Below are 23,667 nucleotides of genomic sequence, written 5' to 3' on the forward strand. Positions count from 1 at the left end.
AAAAGCGCACTGTTTTTATACAATGCACCCTCAGGTATTTTAATGCCCGGACAGCTTGCCGCCCGATTTGTCATGAACGGCCATCCTTTTAATCATCGATGAGCTCGCTTCATTTAAGCCGCTTAAGGACACGTTAATGCCATTATCGCGGTATTTCAGCACAATTTTATCAATGGCCGCTACACCCGAATCATCCCAGACGTGCGCTTCTGAAAAATTGATGTTCACGTGCTGAATTCCTTCCGGCTGATAGTCAAATTCGTCCACAAAATCAGTGACGGACGCAAAAAAGACTTGTCCGGATGCCCGGTAATTTAGTGTATCGGCTTCGCGTGAAGAAATGACATCCACTTTCGAAATTTTTGCTGTAAAGAAGATCGCACTTAGTAAAATACCGGCAAATACGCCTTTTGATAAATCGTGCGTGATCACAACCGTTACGACGGTCACAACCATGACAATGCTGTCGGTAATCGGAATTTTTGTCACCGCTTTTAAAGACGACCAGTCAAATGTGCCGATCGACACCATAATCATGACCGCAACAAGTGCCGGCATCGGAATTTGCACGACCACTCCGCCAAGCACCATAATTAAAAAGAGCAGAAATGTCCCTGCCACGAAGGTAGATAAACGGCCGCGCCCGCCGGACTTCACATTGATAACAGATTGCCCAATCATTGCACAGCCGGCCATGCCGCCGAAAAAGCCTGTGACGATGTTCGCGATCCCCTGCCCACGTGCTTCACGGTTTTTATTGCTCATCGTATCGGTCATATCATCGACAATGGATGCCGTCAAGAGCGACTCAAGCAGACCGACGATTGACAGTGCCAAAGCAGTCGGGAAAATGATCGACAATGTCTCAAAGTTGAATGGTACATCCGGGATAAAAAATGATGGCAAAGACTGCGTAATTGTCCCAAGATCGCCAACCGTCCGCAGGTCAAAGCCGCCATACACTGCAATTACTGTCATGACAACAATCGCTACAAGTGGGGACGGAATTGATTTAACGAAGCGCGGGAAAATGTAAATGATCGCAAGCGTCGCCGCGACAAATACGTATGTCATCGTTGAAATGCCGACAAAATGAGGCACCTGCGCCATAAAAATGAGGATGGCCAAGGCATTCACAAACCCGACCATAACGGAGCGCGGAATAAACTTCATAAAGCGGGCCACTTTCAGCCAGCCAAACGCCACCTGCAGGACACCGGTCAAAATCGTCGCCGCAAATAAATATTGCAGCCCGTGATCCTTTACAAATGTCACCATCAGAAGCGCCATTGCCCCGGTTGCTGCAGAAATCATCGCTGGACGTCCGCCCATAAACGCAATGACAACGGCCATTGAAAACGACGCGTACAATCCGACCATCGGGTCCACGCCCGCAATAATCGAAAAGGCAATCGCCTCCGGAATCAGTGCAAGCGCCACGACAATCCCCGACAAAATGTCACCACGGACATTGCCGAACCATTCTTTTTTCAGTTGTGTAAACATAAATAAACTCGTCACCTCTATTTTCGTTTTTGTTGACCTCCAACCCTCATGGAAGTCACTTCCCGTTTTGAAGTTCTTTTATCATATCATAGATGGATTTTGCTGAAAATATGGGGAAATAGAGAGGGAAGAAAGTGGACCAGAATAAATACCAGCAGGGCCGAAAAAAAGAAAAAAGGAGCTATCTCAAAATGAGTTAGCTCCATTATTGCATTTACAGCAAGACGGCCGGATTCCCTTCCCTGATGGTCGAATTCCGATTTATTCGACCGCTGCAGTCTAGAATCCGACCATCAACCGCATTTATTCGACCGTCAGCCTCTACTTTTATGACAATCCTTTTGTAAGTTAAATCCCGTTCTCCCGGATCAATTCATATTGTTTCACGATTTCCGCAAACAATGGATTTGCTTCATCGAGCTGTGTGAACTTTTTAATCGCTGACTCTACACCATTTCGACCGATTTCTCCCTGCACTTCAACCGCTTCTGAATCTTGTGCGTAATCATATAAAAGGGCCGCCGCAATGCTTTTTGCCAAATAAACTGGTGTCTCGCCAATTAATTGTTCATACTGCTTTGCCGGACTGACGAGACGGTCTTTGCCGCCAAGCTTGCGGATTGGCGCGCGGCCGACACGTGTAATGTCATCCGTAATGTGCGGGTTCGCAAACCGGCCAATAATTTTCACAATATATTGATCGTGTTCGGCCGCATCAAATCCGTATTTTTCAACTAAAAAGTGGCCCGTTTCTTTTAAAGTGGCTTCAAGCGCTTGTTTAATTTTATCGTTTTGAAGTGCTTCATCGATCGTTTTCGCATCTGCCTGCCATCCGAAATAAGCCGCAACCGCGTGACCTGTATTAACGGTAAACAGTTTTCGTTCAATATACGGCTTTAAGTCAGGCACCCATGTAATGCCTTCGACAGCAGGCTTTTCGCCAACAATTTTCGTTTCTTCCACTGCCCATTCATAAAATGGCTCTACAACGACCATCAATTTATCTTCATTCGACTGATTCGGCACGATCCGGTCGACCGCTGCGTCCGGAAATCCAGTACGGGACAAAATCATTTCCTGCTCGTCTGCCGGAATTTTCTCCATTACTTTTTCCTTTAACAGCGTGCTGCCGCCGACCATGTTTTCGCAGGCGATGACGTTGACTGATGTTGTCCGTTTGCGCAGTCCTTCTGCGACAAGACCGGCAATGTGCGGCAAAATGTTCGGCCCGACCGCTGCCGTCACCAAGTCTGCCTGTGCGATTGCTTCAATGACTTGATCAGCATTTGATGCACTGTTGATTGCACGGACATTTTTCACAACGAGCTCCTCGTGGGATTCATCCGCAAGTACAACCCGGTACTCGCCTTTTTCATTAAGTAAGTCGACGATTTCGCTGTTCACATCAACAAAACACGTTTCATACCCAGACTGATACAAAAGGCTTCCGATAAAGCCACGGCCAATGTTTCCTGCGCCAAAATGGACAGCTAACATATTAGTTCACCTCGTCAAACATCGCTAAAATTTCTTCTTTGGAAGAAGCATTTACGATTTGCAGCACATTATCTTCTTCTGAGCAGACAATGGCGATTTGCGATAAGATTTCTAAATGCTCGTCGCCTTTGCCGGCAATGCCGATTAAGAGCTTTACTTCATTTCCATCAAAGCTGACACCGTTTGGCACTTGAATAATCGCAATACCTGATTCTTTCACTGCACTTTTTGCGTCTTCTGTGCCGTGTGGAATTGCCACGAAATTCCCCATATACGTTGTCGTCAATTGTTCACGCTCAAGCATTTTTTCGATATAAGCGGGTTCCACATATCCACGTTCCACAAGCACCTGTCCCGTTGCGCGAATCGCTTCTTCTTTTGATCCAAGTTGTTGATTTAATACGATGTTTTCAGCAGATAAAATAGCCATGTTAAACACTCCTTAATTCTGTTATTTTTTCATATAAAAACGTCTCTAATTTTGTCGCCGTCCACTCTTTTATTTCCTCTTCCCGTCCCGACTGAAACAAGGCGATGCTGTCATCACTTTCAATTATGAGTGAACTGATCATACTCAGCAACTCAAGCCCTTCCACATGATAAGGATCCGGTGAAAGCATCATAATTATCGTGTCCGATTCCATCTTCTGTTGATCCATTCCTTCGAGGATGACCGGTTTTGCCAGTCTGTGCATCGTAAACGAAGGGGTTAAAACATCCGGGTGGCGCGCATGGAAAAAAGCAAGTTTTGTCCCGGGAATCCCGATGCCGCCCAGCTTTTCCCGTTGAAGCAGCGCCTGCACGATTGTCTCTTCCGATTGAATGGACGAAAGCACGGTACAGGCTTCCTTCAGCACTTCTTCTGCTGCATTCTTCTCAGAACGGGTAACGGAAAGCTGTCTTAAAATGTTTTGCAGCGCATCCGAATAACGCTGAATGCTGCCCACTGTTTTTTCGATTTGGTCAAATGAACGAACCGGCTGTTTGAAAGCAGTTCGCTCCGTCTGAACCGGTATCGCATTGTGCCTTCTTATATAAGCGTGTACTTTCGTTAAATCTTCTTTCGTCAGCACCGGACTGACCACAATATGATCGTGATCAAAATCTGGCAGCGGAATCGTTGAGATAACAAGATCATCGTCTAATTCCAGGTTGCTTAATTCAAACAGGGAAATGTTTTTTACGCTTGTTAATTCCGGCACTTCCTGCTGCAGCCGTGCAGCTAGCATTTTTGATGTACCGATGCCAGTTGAGCAAATCGTGTACGCCTTTAATGGTCCGGCGGGCTTGGCGCCAGGCAAGGCTGAACCAAAATGCATGACGAGATAGCCAATTTCTTCATCCGGCACATCAGTGGATGGAAAAACATGATGGACCGCTTGTTTAACAATTGCAAATAAGTCACTGTAATCGGATTGGATCCGTTCAAGCAGCGGGTTGGTAATACCCATTTTTTGCTTAATACGGTACATAGCTGGCTTTAAATGGACGACGAGTCCTTGAAAAAGAGACTGGTCGTCCAGCAGCCCAACCCCAAGCTTTTCTTCAACGAACTGGATTAATCCTTTTGCTTTTAGAGCGACCTGGAAGCTTGATTCTTCTAAGACATACTCTTTGTCCTGACGCAGCTTCGCCCCTTGCAGATGCATCGTAATATAGCCGACTTCCGCTTCCGGAATATCCATTTGAAAAACGGCTTTTAATTTCTCCGTCATTTCCCGGGCAATATCAAATTCCGGCGCGGCCTGCAGCTGGTTCAAGTAGGCCCGATCCATTTGAATGTTGCCGCCCCGCTCTATCCGTTCAATCGCAAGCGCCAAATGGACAACAAGTCCAATGTAGGCGCTGTCCGCCACTGGATACGGAAGACCGGCGTTAATTTCTTTGACCACTTTTTCAACAATTAATAATTTCTTTTTCTCCACTAATCCAAGCAAGCGCTCGGAAATAGAATCTGATGAATCCTGTGTTTTTTTTTGAATACTTTCTTTTACCAGGGATAAAAATTCCACTTCATTCACGTTTTCCGCAATGATGCTACTCATGGCGCGCCGCTTCGCTGTTTCGCTTCCTTCAAGCTCTACGCCATACCCACGCCGGCGGACAATCGTTAATCCAAACTGCTTAAGTGTTTTTTCAAGCTTCGTCAAATCATTACTGACTGTGGCGATTGTTACGCGCAAGTCGTTAGCAAGGGATACGAGCTTCACCGGCTCAATCGATTCCAGCAGCGCGCACAGCAGCATCGTCTGGCGTTCATCCGGCGTATACTCACTGTAAGAAAGGTGAGAAATCGCCATTTTCAGCTCATCTCTTTTCTCTTTTGCGCCAACGAGCTGTACGCCTACTCCCGCTTTTTTCACAAGCTTTAAATCGTACGCTTCGATCATCTGCTCAATGCTTTTTAAGTCACGATGGACGGTCCGCACACTGACATCGATGTCACCTGCTAGATCTTTAACCGTCATTTCTTCTTCCCGGTCAATAAGCAAATCCAAAATCAGCCGTTCACGAGCAGATACATACATGCCGTGCACCCCCTTGTGACATCTTTTTACTAGTATTTCTTTCTTCTCTTATCATAAACCCATTAAATCGTGGATTCAACAAATCGAAAATGGAAGTTCGTCACGAAACTTGTTGCCAGCATTTAAAAACATTTCTTTGTGAGATAATCTAACGGAAGAATGGTTTATGAACCATATTCTTTATATACTAAGGATGTCATCTTTACAGAGGTCATACTCCTCAGCATACAAAAAAGCAGCCCGATGCGGCTGCTTTTTTGTTATTTCTTCAATTGTTCCATCAATTCATCGTATTTCGGACTATTTAAGAAGTTTTCAACGGAAATGTGATACGCATTTGGCAATTTTGCTTTGGCGCGGTCTGTTAAGTCTTTGTGAGTAATAACTACATCTGCGTCCGCCGGCAAGTTGCTGATCGACGTATTCGAAATGTTTACATCAAGCGCTGCTTTTTTCGCTTTATTTTTCAAAATAGAGGCGCCCATCGCACTTGACCCCATCCCCGCATCGCAGGCGAAAATAATTTTTTCTACATTAGACGGCAGACCTTCTGCTGGAGTCGCTGTCGATACGGCTGGTGCTTCTTCTGTTTTCACAAGAGAAGCTGCATGGCTTTCTTTTCCTTTTAAAGCAGATGTTTTCGCAGCTGCTTCGGCTAAGCCATCTTCTTCTGTTGCTTTAGACGTTTTTAATACAAGCGCTGAAATGAGGAATGATACAGCTGCTGCCGCAATAACCCCTGCCAATACGCCAAGATGGTTTCCTGGAGGCGCCATGATCATCAAGGCAAAAATACTGCCCGGTGATGGGGCTGCTGACAAACCAACACCAAATAAAAGGAATGTTGCAACGCCTGTTGCACCGCCCGCAATCGCTGCGAGTAAAAGAACCGGCTTCATCAAGATGTACGGGAAGTAAATTTCGTGAATCCCGCCAAGGAAATGGATAATCACGGCACCCGGTGCGGATTGTTTCGCCATTCCTTTTCCGAATAACATGTACGCAAGCAAGATTCCAAGACCAGGACCAGGATTTGACTCAAGAAGGAATAAAACCGATTTCCCTGCTGATGCAGCTTCTTCAATCCCAATCGGGCTTAAAATCCCATGGTTAATTGCGTTGTTCAAGAATAACACTTTCGCCGGTTCAATGAAAATACTCGCCAGCGGAAGCAGGTTTGCATCCACAATCGCCTGCACGCCTGCTGCTAATGTTTTATTTAATGCCACGACAACCGGGCCGATCGCTTTATACGCGATAAGTGTTAAAATACCGCCGATAATACCGGCTGAGAAGTTGTTGACAAGCATTTCGAAACCGGATTTAATTTTGCCATCCACAAGCTGGTCAAACTTTTTAATCGCATAGCCCCCGAGAGGACCCATAATCATCGCGCCGAGGAACATCGGAATGTCTGCCCCGACGATGACCCCCATTGTAGCTGTTGCCCCAACGACACCCCCGCGGATATCATATACAATGCGGCCGCCGGTAAAACCGATCAAAATTGGCAATAAGAACGTAATCATCGGGCCGACAAGCGCCGCTAAGTCTTCATTCGGAATCCATCCAGTTGGAATAAATAATGCGGTAATAAGTCCCCATGCAATGAATGCACCGATATTTGGCATGATCATGCCGCTTAAATGACTGCCGAACCGCTGAATTTTCACACGAAAATCTGCTTTAGGCTCTGTCTGTTGATTCATCTGAAAAACCCCTTTCCTTTTTGTTTTCTATTTCATGTGACTGATTGTCTCTGTCTATAGTCTTATAATAAAGCGGTTTCAGCAGACAAACAACGAAAGGAAAACACTATTTTGGCAAGGGGAATGTTGACATTGTTGAAAAAACGAATGACACCGATAAAAAAAACTGTCAGAATTATATGTCCGGCAGTTTTTGTCTAATATAGGAGATGTTCGCTGCAATACCCTAATCGCTTCTCAATCTATTTTCTGTAAGCTGGTATTTCACTCTTATTTTTTGATTTTTTCCATATACAAAAAAACGGTTTCCTCGATAGGCGACTTTTCATGTTTGTACCCCTTGTATCCAAGTTTCTCATAAAAAGAAATATTTCTTGTACTTTTGCCGCCTGTAAATAATTCAAAACGGACGTTTGGAAACTGTTGTTCAATTTCGTTCATTAATTGCTTCCCAACCCCTTTATTTTGACAGTCTGGATGGACCATCAATTTTCCTATATAGCATGTTCCATCTTTTTCGATAGCTTTGACGGATCCAACGATTTTCCCATTCTGTACATACTTTAAAAATACATGATGCTTAAACGCTGTTTCTACCTCGTCAAGTGTTTCCTTTAAAGGTTGAATGTCGTCATCTTCATAGATTTCAGCTTCGCTTACATACGCAAGTTTCTGCAGCGCGAGAATTTCAGCAGCATCGGTAACGTCTGCTCGACTAATGGTCCCCATGTCCTTATTTCCTCCAACTCTTTTAATTCATCAGTTCACACTTTGAAAACCAGTCAACCGATTGTTAATAATTTGCAGGGCAAAATAAATTCGTATTGCCAGCTGATATTTAAAACGGCCTGTCCCAGTCTTCAAATCCGCTTTACAGAATGATTCAATTTTTTCAAGCCTGTAACGAAGTCCCGCAATAGAGAGATGAAGATCATCTGCAGTTTGCTGAAGATTCCCGTTATAATCCAAATAGGATTTCAAGGTAATAACTAAGTTTCCTTGATTTGCATTATCATATTCAACCAATTTGCCGATTGTCTCATTACAAAAATCAATTAACTCTTCCTGATCAATCCCTTTTAAAAACATGATAACGGGTTCTAATTCTTCATAATAAGAGGCTCTGCTGTCAGCAGGATAAGCAAGCTGAATAAAATCACATATCCGGCAGGCATCCTGATAACTCTTGGCTAAGTCTTTCAGATTGTCAGCGGTACGGCCGACACCTATATAAATTTTAATATGCTTAAATTCTTCTTGAATGGTATTTTGCAGTTGCAACGTGAATTTTTCCATGTCCGTGTTACTTTCTTCAGATAAAATGAGAATGATGTATTGATCTTTTAAAAATACATCAATAGCAGGAAAAACAACACTTAAATAGTGAAGAATAACTTCTTTTTTCGAATCTGTATTTACTTTCAATGTCAAGATGCGGTTTTGCGCATGGGGATTAAAATCAAAGACATGCATATGCCTATGGAGTGTAGGTTCATCTATTTTATTATTCAACAGTTCCTCAAAAAAGTCTTCTTTTTTCTTCCAAATTGACTTTGTGAGCTTTTGCTGGTGAAACAGTTGAACGGTACAGACAGTTACTGACCGTTTGATAATCATTTTTTCCTTTTTATCTAATGCTCTGTCACTGATTACCACCATTCTTCCAATTTTTTCATTATGAACGATGATAGGGAATGCTTCAATATGTTTTTGTTTTACGTCTGGAGGCGTCTCATTTCTTTTCCAGCTATCGTAAGCTGCCTTGTCTTCAGGGAATAAAAAAGAACCTTCCATTTTTTCATGAAAATAATCGATGATAATACTTTTTTGAAGGATTTCCGAGATTAAACCGACCGTCTCTGAAATTCCTTTGTCTTCCAGCAGCAGGTCTGTTAGTCGACTTTGGACCTGGTCAGATTCGATAATATTTTCGTTTAACTCCTTTACTTCTCTATAAGCCCGGTCCAACTCAGACAATAATGTTTCAGACTTATAATAGCGTAAATCCTGCTGATGCCGCTCATCATTCGGGTCAAATGTTTTAGCGACAAACCGGCAATGCGCGTCCCCTTTTCCTTTGCATACTTCTTCATATACCAGTACCTCTTTACCGAACGTTCTTGTCAGGTACCCGCTGGCATAGCCGATCAGAATCCAGCACACCGGGTCACTGCTGTATCCATAATGATTAACATGCTCGATTGCCTCAAATGATTCATTCCAGAACCCGGTAAAATGAAGGTCTTGTTCTGTAAACTCAATGACGTCTGGTTCTACTGTCGCGATACCTTCTAATGTATGAAGAGAAGGACCCGCCAGCAAAAGTTCCTGCTTCGAGTCCCAATCGTACATCTTTTCCAGCGTTTCCCCATCTTTAGAGCCACATGCCCACCCGTATCTCATTAAAAACCCTTTTGCTCTTTCCATGCTAAGGGTGTTCACTAAATCTCTGCGGAGGATACCTAAAGCTTCTACAGACATAAGGGCCATTCTTCTGTCACTAAACTTGATGGTGCCAGTTCGGGGATTTATATCTATTACATTATCAAAAAGCAAATGATGAGCTTTCATTCTAACCCTCCGCTCGGATTATTTATACGTTTATTTTTTGTGAAACTGTTGAAAATTTTCCACAGTAGTAAGCAAGCGGACGTCCTTCGTTATATTGAAAATTTTTCACTTTACCTACGTAAAGCACATGATCGCCGCCGTCATACTCTGCCCAAGGTTCACATTCAACGTATGCAAGAGAGTCCTCGAACCGGTTGCACAGTTCCCCTTTTTCCCATTGGAATGGCGGTTCCTCAAGCGGACGTCCCGCAAAATGCATCGCTGTATCTTGCTGGTCTTCTTTTAATATATTTACGGTAAAACTGTTATTTTTCAAAAATTGAAGCGCTTTTGTTTTTCGGTCTACTGAAACGAGTACAAGCGGTGGATCCAAAGATACTGACGTAAAAGAATTAGCAGTTAAACCGTGTGTCCCTCCATCTTCAGTATCGCATGTTACGACCGTAACCCCTGTAGCAAAATGGCCCATACAGTTTCTTAACTCTCTTCCATCCATTAAAATCTCCCCTTCAACCCTTTTTGTTAACGCTTTCATTATAATTTCATGTTAACAAGATTCATTTTATAAAGGAACCACAAAAAAGAAGGGTATATCGCTATTTTACTATGCAATATGTACATTTGTATATGGTAATAAAAGAAACAAAGAACAAGCGTTAGCATTGCGTCCTGAATGTCAGGTAGTCGTGATGAGTAAACTCCATTGCAGCAACAAATCGTTATTTTCCTTTTATCCATGTATTTATGGTAAAAATCAAAATAAAGACTGCCCGTTTGTTCATAACCGCTAGTGCACTACTTCTTTCATAAAAGCACTCATCTCATCGCTGACAGCATTTAATTTTTCAATAATTACACTAAAATCCTGCAACGAATTTGCCTGTTCATGAGAAGCCCCATTAATTCGGGTCATATTCTCCATTAAATTATTAATATTACCTGTGATATTCCTTAATACTTGTTCAATGGATTCTGTTGCATTCGATGTTTCATTAGAAAGTTTTCTAATTTCTTGAGCCACTACATTAAAGCCAGCCCCATATTGGCCGGATCTAGCTGCTTCTATCACAAAAGTTTAATGCTCTTCCTCAAATTACTCTATTGCAAGTGTAACAGCAGCTGAGCTAATAGAAAATGACCCCGAACAAATATCGAGGTCACTAATTCCACCTTCATAGTAATGATTCCAATAATTGGTATTACGTGTGTTGCAACGTTCATCTGCCCTATTTTATATATTTTCATTAAAGCCTTGTGTTTTCAATGATAGTGGTAATTCCTAATCCCCCTGCAATACATAATGTTATTAACCCGTACCGTTTCCCTGTTCGTTCTAACTCATGTAGTACTTTTGTTGCGAGAATAGCACCGGTTGCACCAATTGGATGCCCCATCGCAATGGCACCGCCGTTAGGGTTCACTTTATTGATATCCAGCTTTAATTCTTTTATCACGGCAAGCGCCTGGGCTGCAAAGGCTTCATTTAATTCAATAACATCGATATCTTCTATTTTTAAACCTGCCGTTTGAAGCGCTTTTAACGTTGAATTAACGGGTCCAATTCCCATAATAGAGGGTGATACGCCCGCCGCTGCTTGGGCAATCACTCTCGCTTTCGGCTTTTTTCCCAGCCTTTTCGCTTCTTCTTCCGACATAAGGACAACCGCCGCCGCTCCATCGTTTCTTCCGCTGCTGTTTCCTGCCGTAACGGACCCATTTTCTTTAAAGACAGGCTTTAATTGGGCAAGTTTTTCAAGGCTCGTTTCTCGTGGATGCTCGTCTATTTTAAATTCTGTAACGCCTTTTCGCGTTTTCAGCTCATATGGAATGATTTCCCGGGAAAAGATCCCATCTGATATGGCTCGTTTCGCATTTTCTTGACTTCTAAAAGCAAATTCATCTTGTTCCAGTCTGGAAATTCCGTATTTGTCCGCCAGGTTTTCTGCTGTCATGCCCATCGTAAGCATTCCATAGTCTTCGATTGGCTGTGATCCCGGCTGGCTTTCCGTATTTGGATCCAGCAGCAGTCCATTTCCTGATTTAAAACCAAAGCGTGCATTTCGAAGATAATAAGGGGCCGTGCTCATCGACTCAGCTCCACCAGCCACAATGATCTTTCCATAGCCGCATTGGATTTGCTGAGCCGCAGAGTTGATGGATTGTATGCCTGAACCGCATTGCCGATGAACCGTATAACCCGGCACTTTTTCCGGAAATCCAGCACGAAGAAGGGCTACTCTGGCTAAATTGGATGCATCGGAGCTTTGTTTCGCTTGTCCCATGATCACTTCATCAACCGAATCTTTTGAAATACCCGCCCGCTTGGCCACCTCATCAAGAGCTGTGGCAGCAAGAAAGTCCGCAGGGACATTTTCTAGCGCGCCACCCAGCTTTCCAATCGCCGTTCGAACAGAATCAATAATCACAACATTCGTCAAATTGAACCCTCTCCATTCCGTTTAGATATCTCTTGAGTAATGCTTTACTTTTTCTCTGTCCATTTCCATACCAAACCCTGGGCCGGATGGAATTTTCATTTCAAAATTTTCATATTCAATTTGGTTCACTGTAATGTTGTCTTTGAAAAGAAGCGGACCAAATAATTCAGTTCCGAATGTCAGCTCCGGGATGGTTGAATACAGCTGAGCACAAATTGCTGTGCCTAATGAGGATTCGATCATGGTTCCGCCATACATTGGAATGCCGGAAGCTTCTGCTATCGCAGCTACTTTTTTCGTTGCCGTCAGCCCCCCCGCTTTCGGCACTTTTAGCGCAAAGACATTACCTGCTCTCAGTTTTGAAATTTGATAGGCTTCCTGTATGGTTCCAAGAGACTCATCTGCCATAATGGGTACTTTAAACCGGGATGTCAGCCTGGACATTCCTTCATTATCCCAACGGACGAGCGGCTGCTCGATCAGATCAACGCCGCCATTTTGAAGCGCTTCAATGCAATAAAGAGAGGTGACCTCATCCCATGCCTGGTTCACGTCAACACGGACACTGCCCGCATCGCCAACTGCTTCTTTTATTTTAATGACATGGTCAACATTTGTTTTCGGGTCCCCTTTCCCAATTTTTAACTTAAAAATATTATGCCGTTTTGTGGCCAGACAATTTTGCGCTTCCTCTATATCTTTTGCCGTATCTCCGCTTGCCAGTGTCCAGGCAACGGGCAAAGATTCGTGACATTGCCCTCCAAATAACTCATAAGCTGGAATGTTCAACGTTTTTGCTACTAAATCGACCATTGCCGACTCCACCAATGCTTTTGCGAAATAATTCCCCTTCACATGCTGGCTGATTTTATAGGAAAGTGCATCGAAGTTTACTGGATTTTCACCGATAATGAGCGGCTTTACATAGTTCTCAATATTCAATTTGATGGCTTCAGGACTTTCTTCAGAGTAGGAAGCGCCGCCAATCGTCGCGACCTCCCCCCACCCTTCAATTCCATCCTCATTTTTTATACAAGCGATTACAATGGTTTGAGTCACAATTGTATGCATGGCTAAATGGTGGGGCCGGATTGTGGGTAAATCAACAATATATACATCTAATGAATGGATTTTCACGTCTACCATCCCCTACTCAATAAAGTCAGCTTCCGTTTTTTCTCTTACTTCTTCTATTGTTACATCGGGCATCAGCTCGATTAATCGCAGCTGATTGTCCGTGATTTCAAACACAGCCAGCTCCGTAATAATCATATCGACGCTTCTCGTTGACGTTATCGGAAATGTGCATTTTTTCAGCAGCTTGCTTTTTCCATCTTTTGATGTGTGTGTTGTCGTGACAATGACTTTTTTCGCTCCAACTAAAAGATCCATCGCACCGCCAACGCCCATAATATTTTTCCCGGGTACTGCCCAGTTGGCAATCTGCCCTGTCTGATCAACCTGCAGAACGCCTAGAATCGCCACGTCCACATGGCCGCCGCGTATCATGGCAAACGATTCGGCACTGTTAAAAAACGATGCACCAACTGTTTCTCCTACTGGCATTTTCCCTGCATTCACTAAGTTCGGATCGATTTGATCTTCCTCAACTTCTGCTACACCGAGCAATCCATTTTCAGTGTGAAAATAAACAGTAGGATCTTCGATAAATTTCGCAACGAGCGTAGGGATTCCAATGCCAAGATTAACCACACAGGGACCAGTCAGCTCTTGTGCAGCCCGTTTCGCAATTAATTCCTGGAGCTGGTTTTTGTCACTCATGATCGATCACACCTTCTTTCGTTAATCGTTTCCTGGCAAGAAAAATTCCATCCACAAATAAATGTGGGGTGACAATTTCCTCTGGAGAAAGTTCGCCCGGCTCCACAATCTCCTCCACTTCCACGATGACGATATCAGCTGCTGTGGCCATAAGAGGGTTGAAATTACGTGCTGTTTTATAATAAATAAGATTGCCCAGCGTATCGGCTTTCCACGCTTTGATCAATGCTACATCAGCCCTGATAGCCGGTTCAAATAAATAAGTTTGTCCATTGATTTCTCTTTCTTCCTTTCCTTTGGCAAGATCAGTTCCAACACCTGTTTTTGTATAATAACCGCCGATACCAGCCCCGCCTGCACGCATCGATTCTGAAAGCGTCCCTTGGGGAAGAAGCTCCAGCTCTATTTCGCCACGCTGATAAGCGTCACCCACTTCACGATTGCTTGTAAAATAAGAACCGATCGCTTTTTTTATTTTCTTTTGGCTCAGAAGGGCCCCAAGACCTTTTCCAGGCTCTCCTAAATTGTTGCTAATCACGGTCAACCCAGATACATCTTTTTTTGTTAAACCATCAATGAGTGTAAGAGGAGCACCAATTAAGCCAAATCCCCCAACCATTAATGTGTGGCCGTTTTTCACACTCGATAAAGCGGTATCCACATCATGATGGATCTTTGTCATTTTCCCACCCCCGATTTTTTACTTTTCGATCAATGAATCACTTGCTTCAAACCAAGCTGGAATTCCTGCTGTTAAAAGGCAGATCAAGCCTACCTCCGCTAGCTCTTCTTCCGTTGCTCCGTTTTCCCTGGCCTTCGCCATCCACTTCTCAGCCTCTCTCCCTTTTAACTCTGTTGTATAGATGCCAGCTATTAATAAACGCTTTAATTTTTTGGATACAGCGGAATCACTGACGATCTTTTCTTTTAATCCTTGCTTATCACCTGACTGAACCAGTGCCAGTACAGCTTGTACAAAAGAAGAATCTTCATCTCCCATTTTTTCAATGATGTGAAGAAGCAGCTGCTCTGTAGCAGGAGATTCTTCTTTTAAAATCGGAACATGCATTCCTTTTAAAGAGAGGGCGTAATCCAATGACTTCATTCCGGTTTGCAGCGCCTGTACCCCGGTATATAAATAAGAAACAAGCAAATATTCCACAAGTTCCGGCACAGTGGCCCCGCCTTCAATCGCCCCTTTTGTGTGATAGACCATACTTCGCTCATACAAGCGTGCGGCATTTATGCCAACTAACAAAATATCTTTCTCTTTTCTTGATAAACACCCATCTGCCATAATGCCTCCACGCAGATTCGTATAATGCTCCAGGGACTCCGGGCTGTAATCATGCATTTTTTGAACCCACCCTGGTACGACATCATACACTTCTTGAAAATAAGCCAATCCTTTACTCATGGTGTCCGCCCCCTCTTTAAATAGTATCCAAAAATGTTTTGATTGCCTGGTTAATGTCTTCTCTCTCTTCAAATACCATCGTGTAATGATTAGAGTCCGAAATCATTGTCTGGAGATGACGTGTATGTATTTTGGTGGCATCGTAGGCTTCCTCAAAAAACAAAGGGGGAAATGCTCCGATTTTTCCTTTTGCATAAACGAGCAAGGTGGGGCATTCCACTTTTGAACAAATTTCCTCAGGGTTAAATGAATAGAAACTTTCAAAATCCTCGAGAATTTTTTGTTCGTCGGATTTATGCTCCCAATGGCTGCCTGCTGGATGAATTTCATATTCCACTGCCTCCTGCAAAGTAAGCGTCCACTCAATTCCGAGCCGCTGATAGATTCCTTTTACTTCATCCAGGTAACTTTCTTTTGAATCAAATTGCTTGCTCAACCTACCGAGTGAAGGTTTGACGATATCACGCTGCTGATCGGACATGGAAGCAGCCCCATCGAGCAGTACAACTGCTCTCACCGATTTCAGCTGACTGGCCACAATCATCGAAATAAAAGCGCCCATTGAATGGCCCAGTAAAATTGGATGTTCGATATTCATTGCTTCGATTAAATGGATGATATCCTCTGCATGACGGTATATCGAGGTGTGCTCATCTGCCTGAGAGCTGTTTCCTCTTCCTCTCAAATCAATGGCAATAAACCGATAATCTCCTTTTAACGCTTCCGCATAGTAATTCATGTTCTTATGTGTACCCGTTAAGCCATGGATAGCGATAACTGTACCCTTTTCTCCAGGATAATCTGCAATTTGAATTTGTTTGTCCCCAAGTTCCTTTGTATACACTTGCATTGGTTTCCTTCTCCTTTCAAATTTATGTATGCGCATAAAAATATTGTCCAGAAAACTGGTTATTTCTCTTTTTTCACCCAATCTCATTTGCATCATTATGTCGGCCGTTTTATGGAAAAAACGCTGCCGATTTCTGCGTAGCTGCTTCCTGCTAACCTGCTGACCGGTCCCAGCTTTTCATGATGGATGCGCCCCTGGCTGTATACGTCTTTTTGAATGTGGTACTGAACGATTTTTCCAATAATCAGCTCACATCCAGGATTTTGTCCCTCCCCGCCTAGTTGAAGGACTGTTTCTAACGTGCATTCCATTCTAATTTTTGCTTCTTGAATCCCCGGGACTCCCACCTTTTTACTTTTTACAGGAGTAAGATTAGCCATTTGCACTTCACTTTCTGTTGGAAGCAATGCTTTGGCTGTTTCATTGATTTTTTTTACATTTGACGTGTCAGTGATGTGAACAACAAATTCTCTCTGCTTTAGGATATTTCTCGCTGTATCTTTCATTGACCCGTTTGTTCTTTGGATAGCAACAGAAATCAACGGTGGATTAGACGACACAATGTTAAAAAAACTAAATGGAGCCCCATTTAAGACACCATTTTCCGAGAGAGAGGTGATAAAGGCAATTGGTCTTGGAAGAATACTGCCAATAAGCAGTTTATAGTTTTCTTGTTCATTTAAAGTTGAAGGATCAATGGAATACATAAAATTTCTCCCCGTCCTAACTTAATTGAATGGTTTCAAATAAATTCCGGCCCAGCAGATCATTTGCTAGCTGCTTTTCCTCTTTAGAGATCAAATTTCGGATTCTAGTTGAAGAAACGGGTTCTCCTTTTGAACATTTGATGAGTGGATGAGTAAAGGTCTGAAACTGAATAGAAAGGTGTTCAATGGTTCCTTTTTTTCCTTTTCCAAACTGAAAATTGGAACCTACCCACACTTCCTTTGGAAATAGAAAGCCTAACTCATTAAGAAAATCTTCTGCACTTCTCGAGATGTAATGCTCGTCGAAGCTGGCGATTATTACATAATCAACACCGAGTTGTTTGATGATGGATATTTTTTCTTCAACAGTTGTTAAAATCATTTGTTTTTGAAAATAAGCACGTGGAGGAGGATCGAATGTATAAACAACGGAAGGAACATTCAATTCCTGCGCACGACTAACAGCTTTTGTTATAAGAGATTGGTGTCCGATATGAATGCCATCAAAAGCCCCGATCGTGACGACAGACTGGCTGAGGGTCAGTTCACCATTTTTGAATATTTTCATAGAAGTTCCTCCAACATTGTAGTAGTTTGAAATGACAGAATAATGGAATAATAGGAGAAATAAATTGGGTTGTTAAATAGATAAAGGGAATCTGATCTTTGATTCCCTTTATCTTGCGAGCACTAGAAACGATTAGTTCGACGTTTGGAGTGCTTCATTGTTTATGTTTGCTCTCCAGTCCCGCGTTCTCATTTCAAAATCAAGCGACGCTTTTTTACCGGAACCGTCTGCATTGTCTTCAAGTTTTGTAACGAGTGAAGGACGCACACCTTCTGCTACATCCGTTTCCAGCCATTGATCTCCCTCAAAGAATACTTGAGTAATTAAATTTTCATATCCATCCTGTTCAAATTGAAGATGCAAATGAGCCGGGCGATAGGCATGCTGATCCATCCAGTTTAAAAATTCCCCGGTAGGTCCTGCAGTAGGAATTTTATACGGAGCTGGGATAATCGTTTTCACTTCGAAATAACCATTTTCATCCGTGTAGAATCTTCCGCGAAGGTTATAGTCTGGAATGTTCTCAGCGAAATGAGAATATTCGCCATCCGCATCTGCCTGCCACATGTCAACAAGAGTATTTGCCAATGGTTTTCCATCCACTGCTTTCACCGTTCCTGAAAAAGTTAAAATTTCTCCTTTTTCATCTGGACGCTGTGTTAAAACATGAGGCTTTTCCAGCATTGGTGTATCCTTAATGTGATATGGACCGAGAAGAGAAGGTTCTGTTCCAGGATTTTCGTCGTAAATACTGTGCAATACATGCGTTTCAAAAAAGACGTCCATAAAAAGCGGAATTTCTCCCGTGCGGCCAAGACGATCCAGCCATCCAACAAATTCATGATACTCTTCATGCGTCACTTGTGTTTCTTCAAGCAATTGTTTTGTATGTTTAATAAATCCTTCAAAAATTTCATTTACACGTTGATTTACCATGTTTGTTTCCCCCGTATTCATTATTTTTTGTTTTTCTATCTGTTTACTTGGAAAAATAGTTAATATCGTCCGGGTTAATCCATGTATCGTTTGTCCAGCCATTTAAATCGTAGTCATTCATGCATTCTTCCGCGAATTTTTCAAATTCAGCAGCTTGGCCGTTTTGATTCGCCACAAGCAGATTTTCCAATCGGATATTTTCATGGTTGCCCGAATAGTTTCTCTCATATAATTCGTGTCTTCCACCATATTCTGTGCCTACAACATCCCATAAAAGCTTAATCAATTTAATTTTATCTACTGCCTGAACCCCGTTTGATCCTCTATATAACTTATCAAGTGTTGGACGAAGCTCTGGGTTCAAGAAGTCACGAGCACTTGAAGGCTGTACAATCAAACTTCCTGCTACAACATTTTCGATGATCTCTTTTACTTTCGGCCATCCTTCTGACATAAAGACCCGATAAGCTAAGCCATAATTTAAATTTGGAAGGACGGTTCCGTTTCTCCCAGGGTCCGGGTTCATTGCCATCGCATCACTGAGAGCCCAGAACATGTTTTTCCAAGCAATGACCTCACCGACATTGACCTGCACACCGCGGAATGTATCCGATCCATTTACTTTGACAGCTTTTATAAGTAATCCAGCGACAAAATCAAGTTTTACAGCTAATCTTGTGACACCATGGAATGTAAAGCGGTTAAGGAAGCCCGTTTCAGCAAAGAAGTTGTTGATTTTTTCAATATCCTTGTAGATCAAAATGTTTTCCCAAGGAATCAATGAGTCCTCGAAAATAAGCACAGCGTCATTTTCATCGAACCGGCTGCTTAACGGATAATCAAATGGGCTTCCCATCACTGCTGCGTTCATTTCGTATGAAGTACGGCTGACTAGCTTCATACCTGGTGTATTCATTGGAGCTATGAAGCAAAGCGCAAATTCTTCTTTTGTAATCGGCGCAGCACCGTAATGGGCAACAAAATTGTAATTCGTCAAGGCCGATCCTGTCGCGACCATTTTTGCGCCACTGACGATCACGCCTTCTTCTGTTTCACGTACGGCTTTAATAAAGATGTCTGATACCGCTTCCAAAGGTTTGTTGCGGTCAACCGGCGGATTGATAATCGCGTGGTTGAAGAACAGGTTTTTTTCCTGTGCTTCTTTATACCATCTTCTTGCGTTGTCTTGATAGGGTGCATAATAATCCGGGTCCGCACCGAGTGTAGCTAAGAAAGCAGCTTTATAATCCGGCGATCTTCCCATTTGTCCGTATGATAATTTTGCCCACTCTGCAATCGCATCGCGGGAAGCTAAAAGGTCATCGGTGGTTTTATCAAATTGAAAATATTTTTGTGTATAACCGCCATTCCCCGTGTCTGTTTCAACTGTTAAAATATCTTTTGTTTTTTCATCATGCAGCGCATCATACAGTCTTGCAATGGACCGGGCTGAGTTACGGAAAGCCGGATGCGTTGTTACATCTTCTACTTTTTCACCATGTATCCAAATTTCCCGTCCATCCCGCAAGCTGTCCAAATACTCTTGTCCAGTTAATGGTTTTCTAGTGATTTCTTTTTGTTCAATCGTCACTTAAATAGACCCCCTTGTTTTTGAATCAGGATTTTTTAAAGCGCTTACAAAACCTAGCTTTATTATGTCGAATCCACTGAATTTTTTGAACTGTAAAAAAGTATAGATAGTTCATTTCTTTTCTACTGTTTTTACGGTTTATATGATTTAAATAATCTATAGAGAGATTGTGTTGCAATTTAAATTGTTATAGCCAATAAAAATGCAAAAAGAGAAAGTAAGGTTTGTTGACACCACATTTTATTCATGATACATTTATCTCGAATTCGAGATAAATGTATCAAAGAAGAACTTGTATCCTTTATGATTAAACGAGACAGCATATAGGGAAAAAATATAGTGCCAGCTATATAAGTTGAAAAAAAGAATTTACACTTGGCCGTTGAGAAAAACTCGGGCAGCGGCACTTAGCCCCAGTCATGTAAGGGCGGCATTCGCGAGGCTCGGCTTTTGCGGGGAGGAAAAACAGGAAGGATAAACAACAATCTGGTCTTTTCTTCTCTTATCGAAAAGAATGGGTCATATATGTCTACCCATACCTAAAAAACCAACGGGCGGAGGGCTGGCGGCGGAGACTCCCGGCGGGCCGAGCGGACAGGCTGAAACGGGCAGCGCGAAGCGGTGACTGGTTCAGCGTTCGCCCCTGTTGTTAGCGCAGCCGCCAGCCTGCAGCCCATTACGCTGCTTTTTAAAAAGGGATCTTTTCATGATAGGAAGCGGAGAAAGCAAGAAGTTTAATTCAACTTATATAGTTATTTATCCTGTAAGAACCGGCATAAAAAAGAAAAAGCTTCTAAAAAAAGAAATGAGCATCGTTTACCGCTCAATTGGAGGAATTTGAAATGAACAACGGCTTAAAAGGTATACACCACGTAACCGCTATTACAAGCAGTGCAGAAAAAAATTACGAATTTTTCACCTATGTTTTAGGAATGCGCCTCGTTAAAAAAACAGTGAATCAAGATGATATTCAAACGTATCATTTATTTTTTGCGGATGACACCGGCAGCGCAGGAACTGATATGACGTTTTTTGACTTTCCTGGCATTCCAAAAGGGGTTCACGGGACAAATGAAATTTCCAAAACATCTTTCCGGGTGCCAAACGACGCATCCATGGATTACTGGGTAAAGCGTTTTGACCGTCTGAAAGTAAAACACTCCGGCATTAAAGAGCAATTTGGCAAGAAAACACTTTCTTTTACTGACTTTGATGACCAGCAGTATCAATTGATTTCAGATGAATTCAATGAAGGCGTTGCTTCAGGTACACCTTGGCAAAACGGGCCAATACCGCTGCAGTATGCCATTACCGGTTTAGGACCTATATTTATCCGTATTGCAAACGTTGATTATTTTAAAGAAATGCTGGAAAAAGTCCTTCAGTTCAAAGAAATCGGCAAAGAAGGATCCTTTCTTTTATTTGAAGTCGGCGAGGGCGGTAACGGGGCGCAGGTAATCGTTGAACATAATGTTCTCCTTCCGGAAGCGCAGCAAGGTTTCGGCACGGTTCACCACGTTGCATTCCGGGTTGAAGACCGGGCTGCCCTGGACGAATGGAATGAGCGTTACCACAGTTTCGGATTTCAGACGTCCGGTCATGTTGATCGTTTCTTTTTCGAGTCTTTGTACACCAGAGTAGCTCCGCAAATTTTATTTGAGCTTGCGACAGACGGTCCAGGATTTATGGGTGATGAATCTTATGAAACCCTTGGGGAAAAATTATCTTTGCCTCCATTCTTAGAGCCAAAACGAGAAGAAATTGAAAAATTAGTCCGCCCGATCGATACAGTGAGAAGCACAAAGGAATTCACTAAAAAGTAATAGTATCGCTCCTGCCCTGGCAGGAGCTTCTTAAAATAAACAAAAGAGATGATTCTCCCCTTGTTCCAACTATTGTTTCCTTGTTCGGAGAAAATAGTTGGTATGCATGGGGGGCTTTTTGTTTAATCCGTTTGTTAAAAAACAAACGAATTATATCATTTTCAAATGCTCTCCACCTCATTACTATAATCAAGAAATTCGGGAAAAATCTTTTTAAGATCTTCTTTCTTTACTTGTGTTGTCTAACCACATATCTTTTTTAATACAGGCTAAATACAATATTGATGGGCAGGTGGTGATTTGAAATGAAGTTAAGTGTTCTTGATCAATCCGTTATTACTACAGGCGGTAATGGAGCGGCAGCCTTGAGGAATACGCTTAAATTAGCCCAGATAACAGAAGAAATGGGATATACCCGATTTTGGGTGGCCGAACATCATAATACAAACGGAATTGCGGGTTCCTCGCCGGAGGTTTTAATTTCTCATATTGCTTCAGGCACCAAGTCTATTCGGGTAGGATCAGGAGGTGTCCTTCTCCCCCAGTACAGTCCATATAAAATCGCTGAGAACTTTAAAGTCTTAGAAGCGTTATTTCCAAACAGAATTGATTTAGGAGTGGGCCGCTCACCAGGCGGTTCCCCGGAGACTCGTTTAGCCCTTACAGATGGAGTAAGGAAAAGCTTAAATGACTTTCCAAGACAAGTAAGAGACCTGCAGGGATATTTAACAAATGAGGGACCAGATCAAACTGTAAAAGCGTATCCTTTTATCAAAAGTGCTCCTGAGATGTGGATGTTAGGTATCACGCATCGCGGAGCCAGAGTAGCGGCTGAAGAAGGAATGGCCTTTACATATGGACACTTTATCAACCCTCACAGCGGGCAGAGAGCAATAAATCAGTATTTAAATCATTTTCAGCCGTCGAGAATGATGGAACAGCCAAAAGTGAATGTTTGCATCTTTATTGTTTGTGCCTCTACAGAAGAAAAAGCGCAGGAAATAGCACTCAGCCAGGATGCCTGGCTGTTAGCTGTTGAAAAAGGCGGCGATACAAGAATACCCACTATTGAAGAGGCAAAAAACCGGATCCTATCTAAAATGGATAAAGAAAAAGCAAAAGAAAACAGGAAACGAATGATCATTGGAACCCCTCAAAAAGTGAGGAACGAGCTTCTTTTATTAAGCGAGGCCTATCAAACGGATGAGTTCATGGTCCTTACCAATGTGTATGATTTTGAAGACAAAATTCAATCTTATGCTCTTTTAGCAGAAGCCATACTATAAAAGAAAAAAACAGCTCCACTTATTTCAAATAGAAAAAACGATAAAAATCAAATAAAAAAATCTCGAGTTGATGAATTCGAGGTTTGAGACTGTCGACAAAGTCGCCACTCTTTTTTTGAAAAAAGATTCTATTGCCGTAAACGAACAAGCGTATTGATGGAAAGAATCGTTTTATGAAAAGAGCCGATAGGTGAAACAAAATGGACTCCGCTTTCCGCGGGCCACCAGCGAGCCGCCCGTACGAACCGGCTCTTGCACGTTCTGTTCTTTTAAAAGCAGTGGTGGTGGGCGCGCGGTGTAGACTCCTGCGGGACTAGCGGGCCGGATGAGACTGGTGGAGGCGCAAAGCGGCGGAAACGGCTCATCGCCTGCCCCGCGGAACGCGAAGCCGCGTGCCCGCCGCTCTATCGGCTCCCATACAAAATCATCAAAGAGACATCACTCATGCACATCCCGCG

Annotated in this window: 21 protein-coding genes; 2 read left to right on the top strand and 19 right to left on the bottom strand. The window is 42.8% G+C overall.

What is annotated here, in order from left to right; genetic code table 11:
- Positions 1-39: 39 nt before the first annotated feature.
- From NLX67_RS11210 to NLX67_RS11300, 19 genes are all read right to left on the bottom strand, one after another.
- A complete protein-coding gene (locus NLX67_RS11210) occupies positions 40-1,506 on the bottom strand; it encodes a SulP family inorganic anion transporter (RefSeq protein WP_254311804.1) in 1,467 nt (488 codons plus the stop codon).
- Between the two features lie 348 nt (positions 1,507-1,854).
- Positions 1,855-3,003, bottom strand: coding sequence for a mannitol-1-phosphate 5-dehydrogenase (locus NLX67_RS11215; protein ID WP_254311805.1), 1,149 nt, complete (start codon positions 3,001-3,003; stop codon positions 1,855-1,857).
- Between the two features lies 1 nt (position 3,004).
- Positions 3,005-3,433: a PTS mannitol transporter subunit IIA gene (locus NLX67_RS11220; protein ID WP_046180126.1), complete on the bottom strand. Its 429-nt coding sequence runs from the start codon at positions 3,431-3,433 to the stop codon at positions 3,005-3,007.
- A 1-nt stretch (position 3,434) separates the two neighbouring features.
- Positions 3,435-5,531: a BglG family transcription antiterminator gene (locus NLX67_RS11225; protein ID WP_254311806.1), complete on the bottom strand. Its 2,097-nt coding sequence runs from the start codon at positions 5,529-5,531 to the stop codon at positions 3,435-3,437.
- A 260-nt stretch (positions 5,532-5,791) separates the two neighbouring features.
- Positions 5,792-7,240, bottom strand: coding sequence for a PTS mannitol transporter subunit IIBC (locus NLX67_RS11230; protein WP_254311807.1), 1,449 nt, complete (start codon positions 7,238-7,240; stop codon positions 5,792-5,794).
- Between the two features lie 270 nt (positions 7,241-7,510).
- Positions 7,511-7,969, bottom strand: coding sequence for a GNAT family N-acetyltransferase (locus tag NLX67_RS11235; RefSeq protein WP_254311808.1), 459 nt, complete (start codon positions 7,967-7,969; stop codon positions 7,511-7,513).
- A 30-nt stretch (positions 7,970-7,999) separates the two neighbouring features.
- The gene (locus tag NLX67_RS11240; RefSeq protein WP_254311809.1) at positions 8,000-9,811 is read right to left on the bottom strand and encodes a XylR N-terminal domain-containing protein; all 1,812 of its coding nucleotides are present in this window, start codon (positions 9,809-9,811) and stop codon (positions 8,000-8,002) included.
- Between the two features lie 22 nt (positions 9,812-9,833).
- A complete protein-coding gene (locus NLX67_RS11245) occupies positions 9,834-10,307 on the bottom strand; it encodes a flavin reductase family protein (protein ID WP_046180119.1) in 474 nt (157 codons plus the stop codon).
- 291 nt (positions 10,308-10,598) lie between these two features.
- Complete coding sequence (locus NLX67_RS11250) at positions 10,599-10,880, bottom strand: methyl-accepting chemotaxis protein (protein WP_254311810.1); 282 nt, start codon at positions 10,878-10,880, stop codon at positions 10,599-10,601.
- Between the two features lie 175 nt (positions 10,881-11,055).
- The gene (locus tag NLX67_RS11255; RefSeq protein ID WP_254311811.1) at positions 11,056-12,249 is read right to left on the bottom strand and encodes a thiolase family protein; all 1,194 of its coding nucleotides are present in this window, start codon (positions 12,247-12,249) and stop codon (positions 11,056-11,058) included.
- 21 nt (positions 12,250-12,270) lie between these two features.
- A complete protein-coding gene (locus NLX67_RS11260; protein WP_254311812.1) occupies positions 12,271-13,386 on the bottom strand; it encodes a muconate cycloisomerase family protein in 1,116 nt (371 codons plus the stop codon).
- Positions 13,387-13,398: 12 nt separating this feature from the next.
- Entirely contained in the window at positions 13,399-14,031 is a 633-nt protein-coding gene (locus NLX67_RS11265) for a 3-oxoacid CoA-transferase subunit B (RefSeq protein WP_254311813.1), read from the bottom strand.
- Positions 14,024-14,713 carry a CoA transferase subunit A gene (locus NLX67_RS11270; RefSeq protein ID WP_254311814.1) on the bottom strand — a complete coding sequence of 230 codons (690 nt, stop codon included), beginning with the start codon at positions 14,711-14,713 and terminating at the stop codon, positions 14,024-14,026. The genes NLX67_RS11265 and NLX67_RS11270 overlap by 8 nt, the downstream gene beginning before the upstream one ends.
- An 18-nt stretch (positions 14,714-14,731) precedes the next feature.
- On the bottom strand, positions 14,732-15,448 hold the full coding sequence (locus NLX67_RS11275) for a carboxymuconolactone decarboxylase family protein (protein ID WP_254311815.1): 717 nt from the start codon (positions 15,446-15,448) through the stop codon (positions 14,732-14,734).
- Between the two features lie 16 nt (positions 15,449-15,464).
- Positions 15,465-16,298: an alpha/beta fold hydrolase gene (locus NLX67_RS11280; RefSeq protein WP_254311816.1), complete on the bottom strand. Its 834-nt coding sequence runs from the start codon at positions 16,296-16,298 to the stop codon at positions 15,465-15,467.
- 95 nt (positions 16,299-16,393) lie between these two features.
- Positions 16,394-17,005, bottom strand: a complete 612-nt coding sequence (locus tag NLX67_RS11285; protein WP_046180111.1) for a flavin reductase family protein — start codon at positions 17,003-17,005, stop codon at positions 16,394-16,396.
- Positions 17,006-17,021: 16 nt separating this feature from the next.
- Positions 17,022-17,573 (bottom strand): FAD synthetase family protein, encoded by a 552-nt coding sequence (locus tag NLX67_RS11290; protein ID WP_254311817.1) that lies wholly within the window; start codon positions 17,571-17,573, stop codon positions 17,022-17,024.
- 132 nt (positions 17,574-17,705) lie between these two features.
- Positions 17,706-18,509, bottom strand: coding sequence for a dioxygenase family protein (locus NLX67_RS11295; protein ID WP_254311818.1), 804 nt, complete (start codon positions 18,507-18,509; stop codon positions 17,706-17,708).
- Between the two features lie 43 nt (positions 18,510-18,552).
- On the bottom strand, positions 18,553-20,100 hold the full coding sequence (locus NLX67_RS11300; RefSeq protein ID WP_254311819.1) for a 4-hydroxyphenylacetate 3-hydroxylase family protein: 1,548 nt from the start codon (positions 20,098-20,100) through the stop codon (positions 18,553-18,555).
- 842 nt (positions 20,101-20,942) lie between these two features.
- On the opposite strand from NLX67_RS11300, the gene NLX67_RS11305 reads away from it, so the two are divergent.
- Positions 20,943-21,923 carry a ring-cleaving dioxygenase gene (locus tag NLX67_RS11305; RefSeq protein ID WP_254311820.1) on the top strand — a complete coding sequence of 327 codons (981 nt, stop codon included), beginning with the start codon at positions 20,943-20,945 and terminating at the stop codon, positions 21,921-21,923.
- A gap of 305 nt (positions 21,924-22,228) precedes the next feature.
- The gene (locus NLX67_RS11310) at positions 22,229-23,209 is read left to right on the top strand and encodes an LLM class flavin-dependent oxidoreductase (protein ID WP_254311821.1); all 981 of its coding nucleotides are present in this window, start codon (positions 22,229-22,231) and stop codon (positions 23,207-23,209) included.
- Positions 23,210-23,667: the final 458 nt, after the last annotated feature.

Source organism: Domibacillus sp. A3M-37, from assembly GCF_024213455.1.
GTDB classification, from domain to species: domain Bacteria; phylum Bacillota; class Bacilli; order Bacillales; family Domibacillaceae; genus Domibacillus; species Domibacillus tundrae.

Excerpts from the sequence above, each read along its gene's own strand:
- NLX67_RS11210 (WP_254311804.1), bottom strand. The coding sequence starts at position 1,506 with ATGTTTACACAACTGAAAAAAGAATGGTTCGGCAATGTCCGTGGTGAC.
- NLX67_RS11215 (WP_254311805.1), bottom strand. The coding sequence starts at position 3,003 with ATGTTAGCTGTCCATTTTGGCGCAGGAAACATTGGCCGTGGCTTTATC.
- NLX67_RS11220 (WP_046180126.1), bottom strand. The coding sequence starts at position 3,433 with ATGGCTATTTTATCTGCTGAAAACATCGTATTAAATCAACAACTTGGA.
- NLX67_RS11225 (WP_254311806.1), bottom strand. The coding sequence starts at position 5,531 with ATGTATGTATCTGCTCGTGAACGGCTGATTTTGGATTTGCTTATTGAC.
- NLX67_RS11230 (WP_254311807.1), bottom strand. The coding sequence starts at position 7,240 with ATGAATCAACAGACAGAGCCTAAAGCAGATTTTCGTGTGAAAATTCAG.
- NLX67_RS11235 (WP_254311808.1), bottom strand. The coding sequence starts at position 7,969 with ATGGGGACCATTAGTCGAGCAGACGTTACCGATGCTGCTGAAATTCTC.
- NLX67_RS11240 (WP_254311809.1), bottom strand. The coding sequence starts at position 9,811 with ATGAAAGCTCATCATTTGCTTTTTGATAATGTAATAGATATAAATCCC.
- NLX67_RS11245 (WP_046180119.1), bottom strand. The coding sequence starts at position 10,307 with ATGGATGGAAGAGAGTTAAGAAACTGTATGGGCCATTTTGCTACAGGG.
- NLX67_RS11265 (WP_254311813.1), bottom strand. The coding sequence starts at position 14,031 with ATGAGTGACAAAAACCAGCTCCAGGAATTAATTGCGAAACGGGCTGCA.
- NLX67_RS11270 (WP_254311814.1), bottom strand. The coding sequence starts at position 14,713 with ATGACAAAGATCCATCATGATGTGGATACCGCTTTATCGAGTGTGAAA.
- NLX67_RS11275 (WP_254311815.1), bottom strand. The coding sequence starts at position 15,448 with ATGAGTAAAGGATTGGCTTATTTTCAAGAAGTGTATGATGTCGTACCA.
- NLX67_RS11280 (WP_254311816.1), bottom strand. The coding sequence starts at position 16,298 with ATGCAAGTGTATACAAAGGAACTTGGGGACAAACAAATTCAAATTGCA.
- NLX67_RS11285 (WP_046180111.1), bottom strand. The coding sequence starts at position 17,005 with ATGTATTCCATTGATCCTTCAACTTTAAATGAACAAGAAAACTATAAA.
- NLX67_RS11290 (WP_254311817.1), bottom strand. The coding sequence starts at position 17,573 with ATGAAAATATTCAAAAATGGTGAACTGACCCTCAGCCAGTCTGTCGTC.
- NLX67_RS11295 (WP_254311818.1), bottom strand. The coding sequence starts at position 18,509 with ATGGTAAATCAACGTGTAAATGAAATTTTTGAAGGATTTATTAAACAT.
- NLX67_RS11305 (WP_254311820.1), top strand. The coding sequence starts at position 20,943 with ATGAACAACGGCTTAAAAGGTATACACCACGTAACCGCTATTACAAGC.
- NLX67_RS11310 (WP_254311821.1), top strand. The coding sequence starts at position 22,229 with ATGAAGTTAAGTGTTCTTGATCAATCCGTTATTACTACAGGCGGTAAT.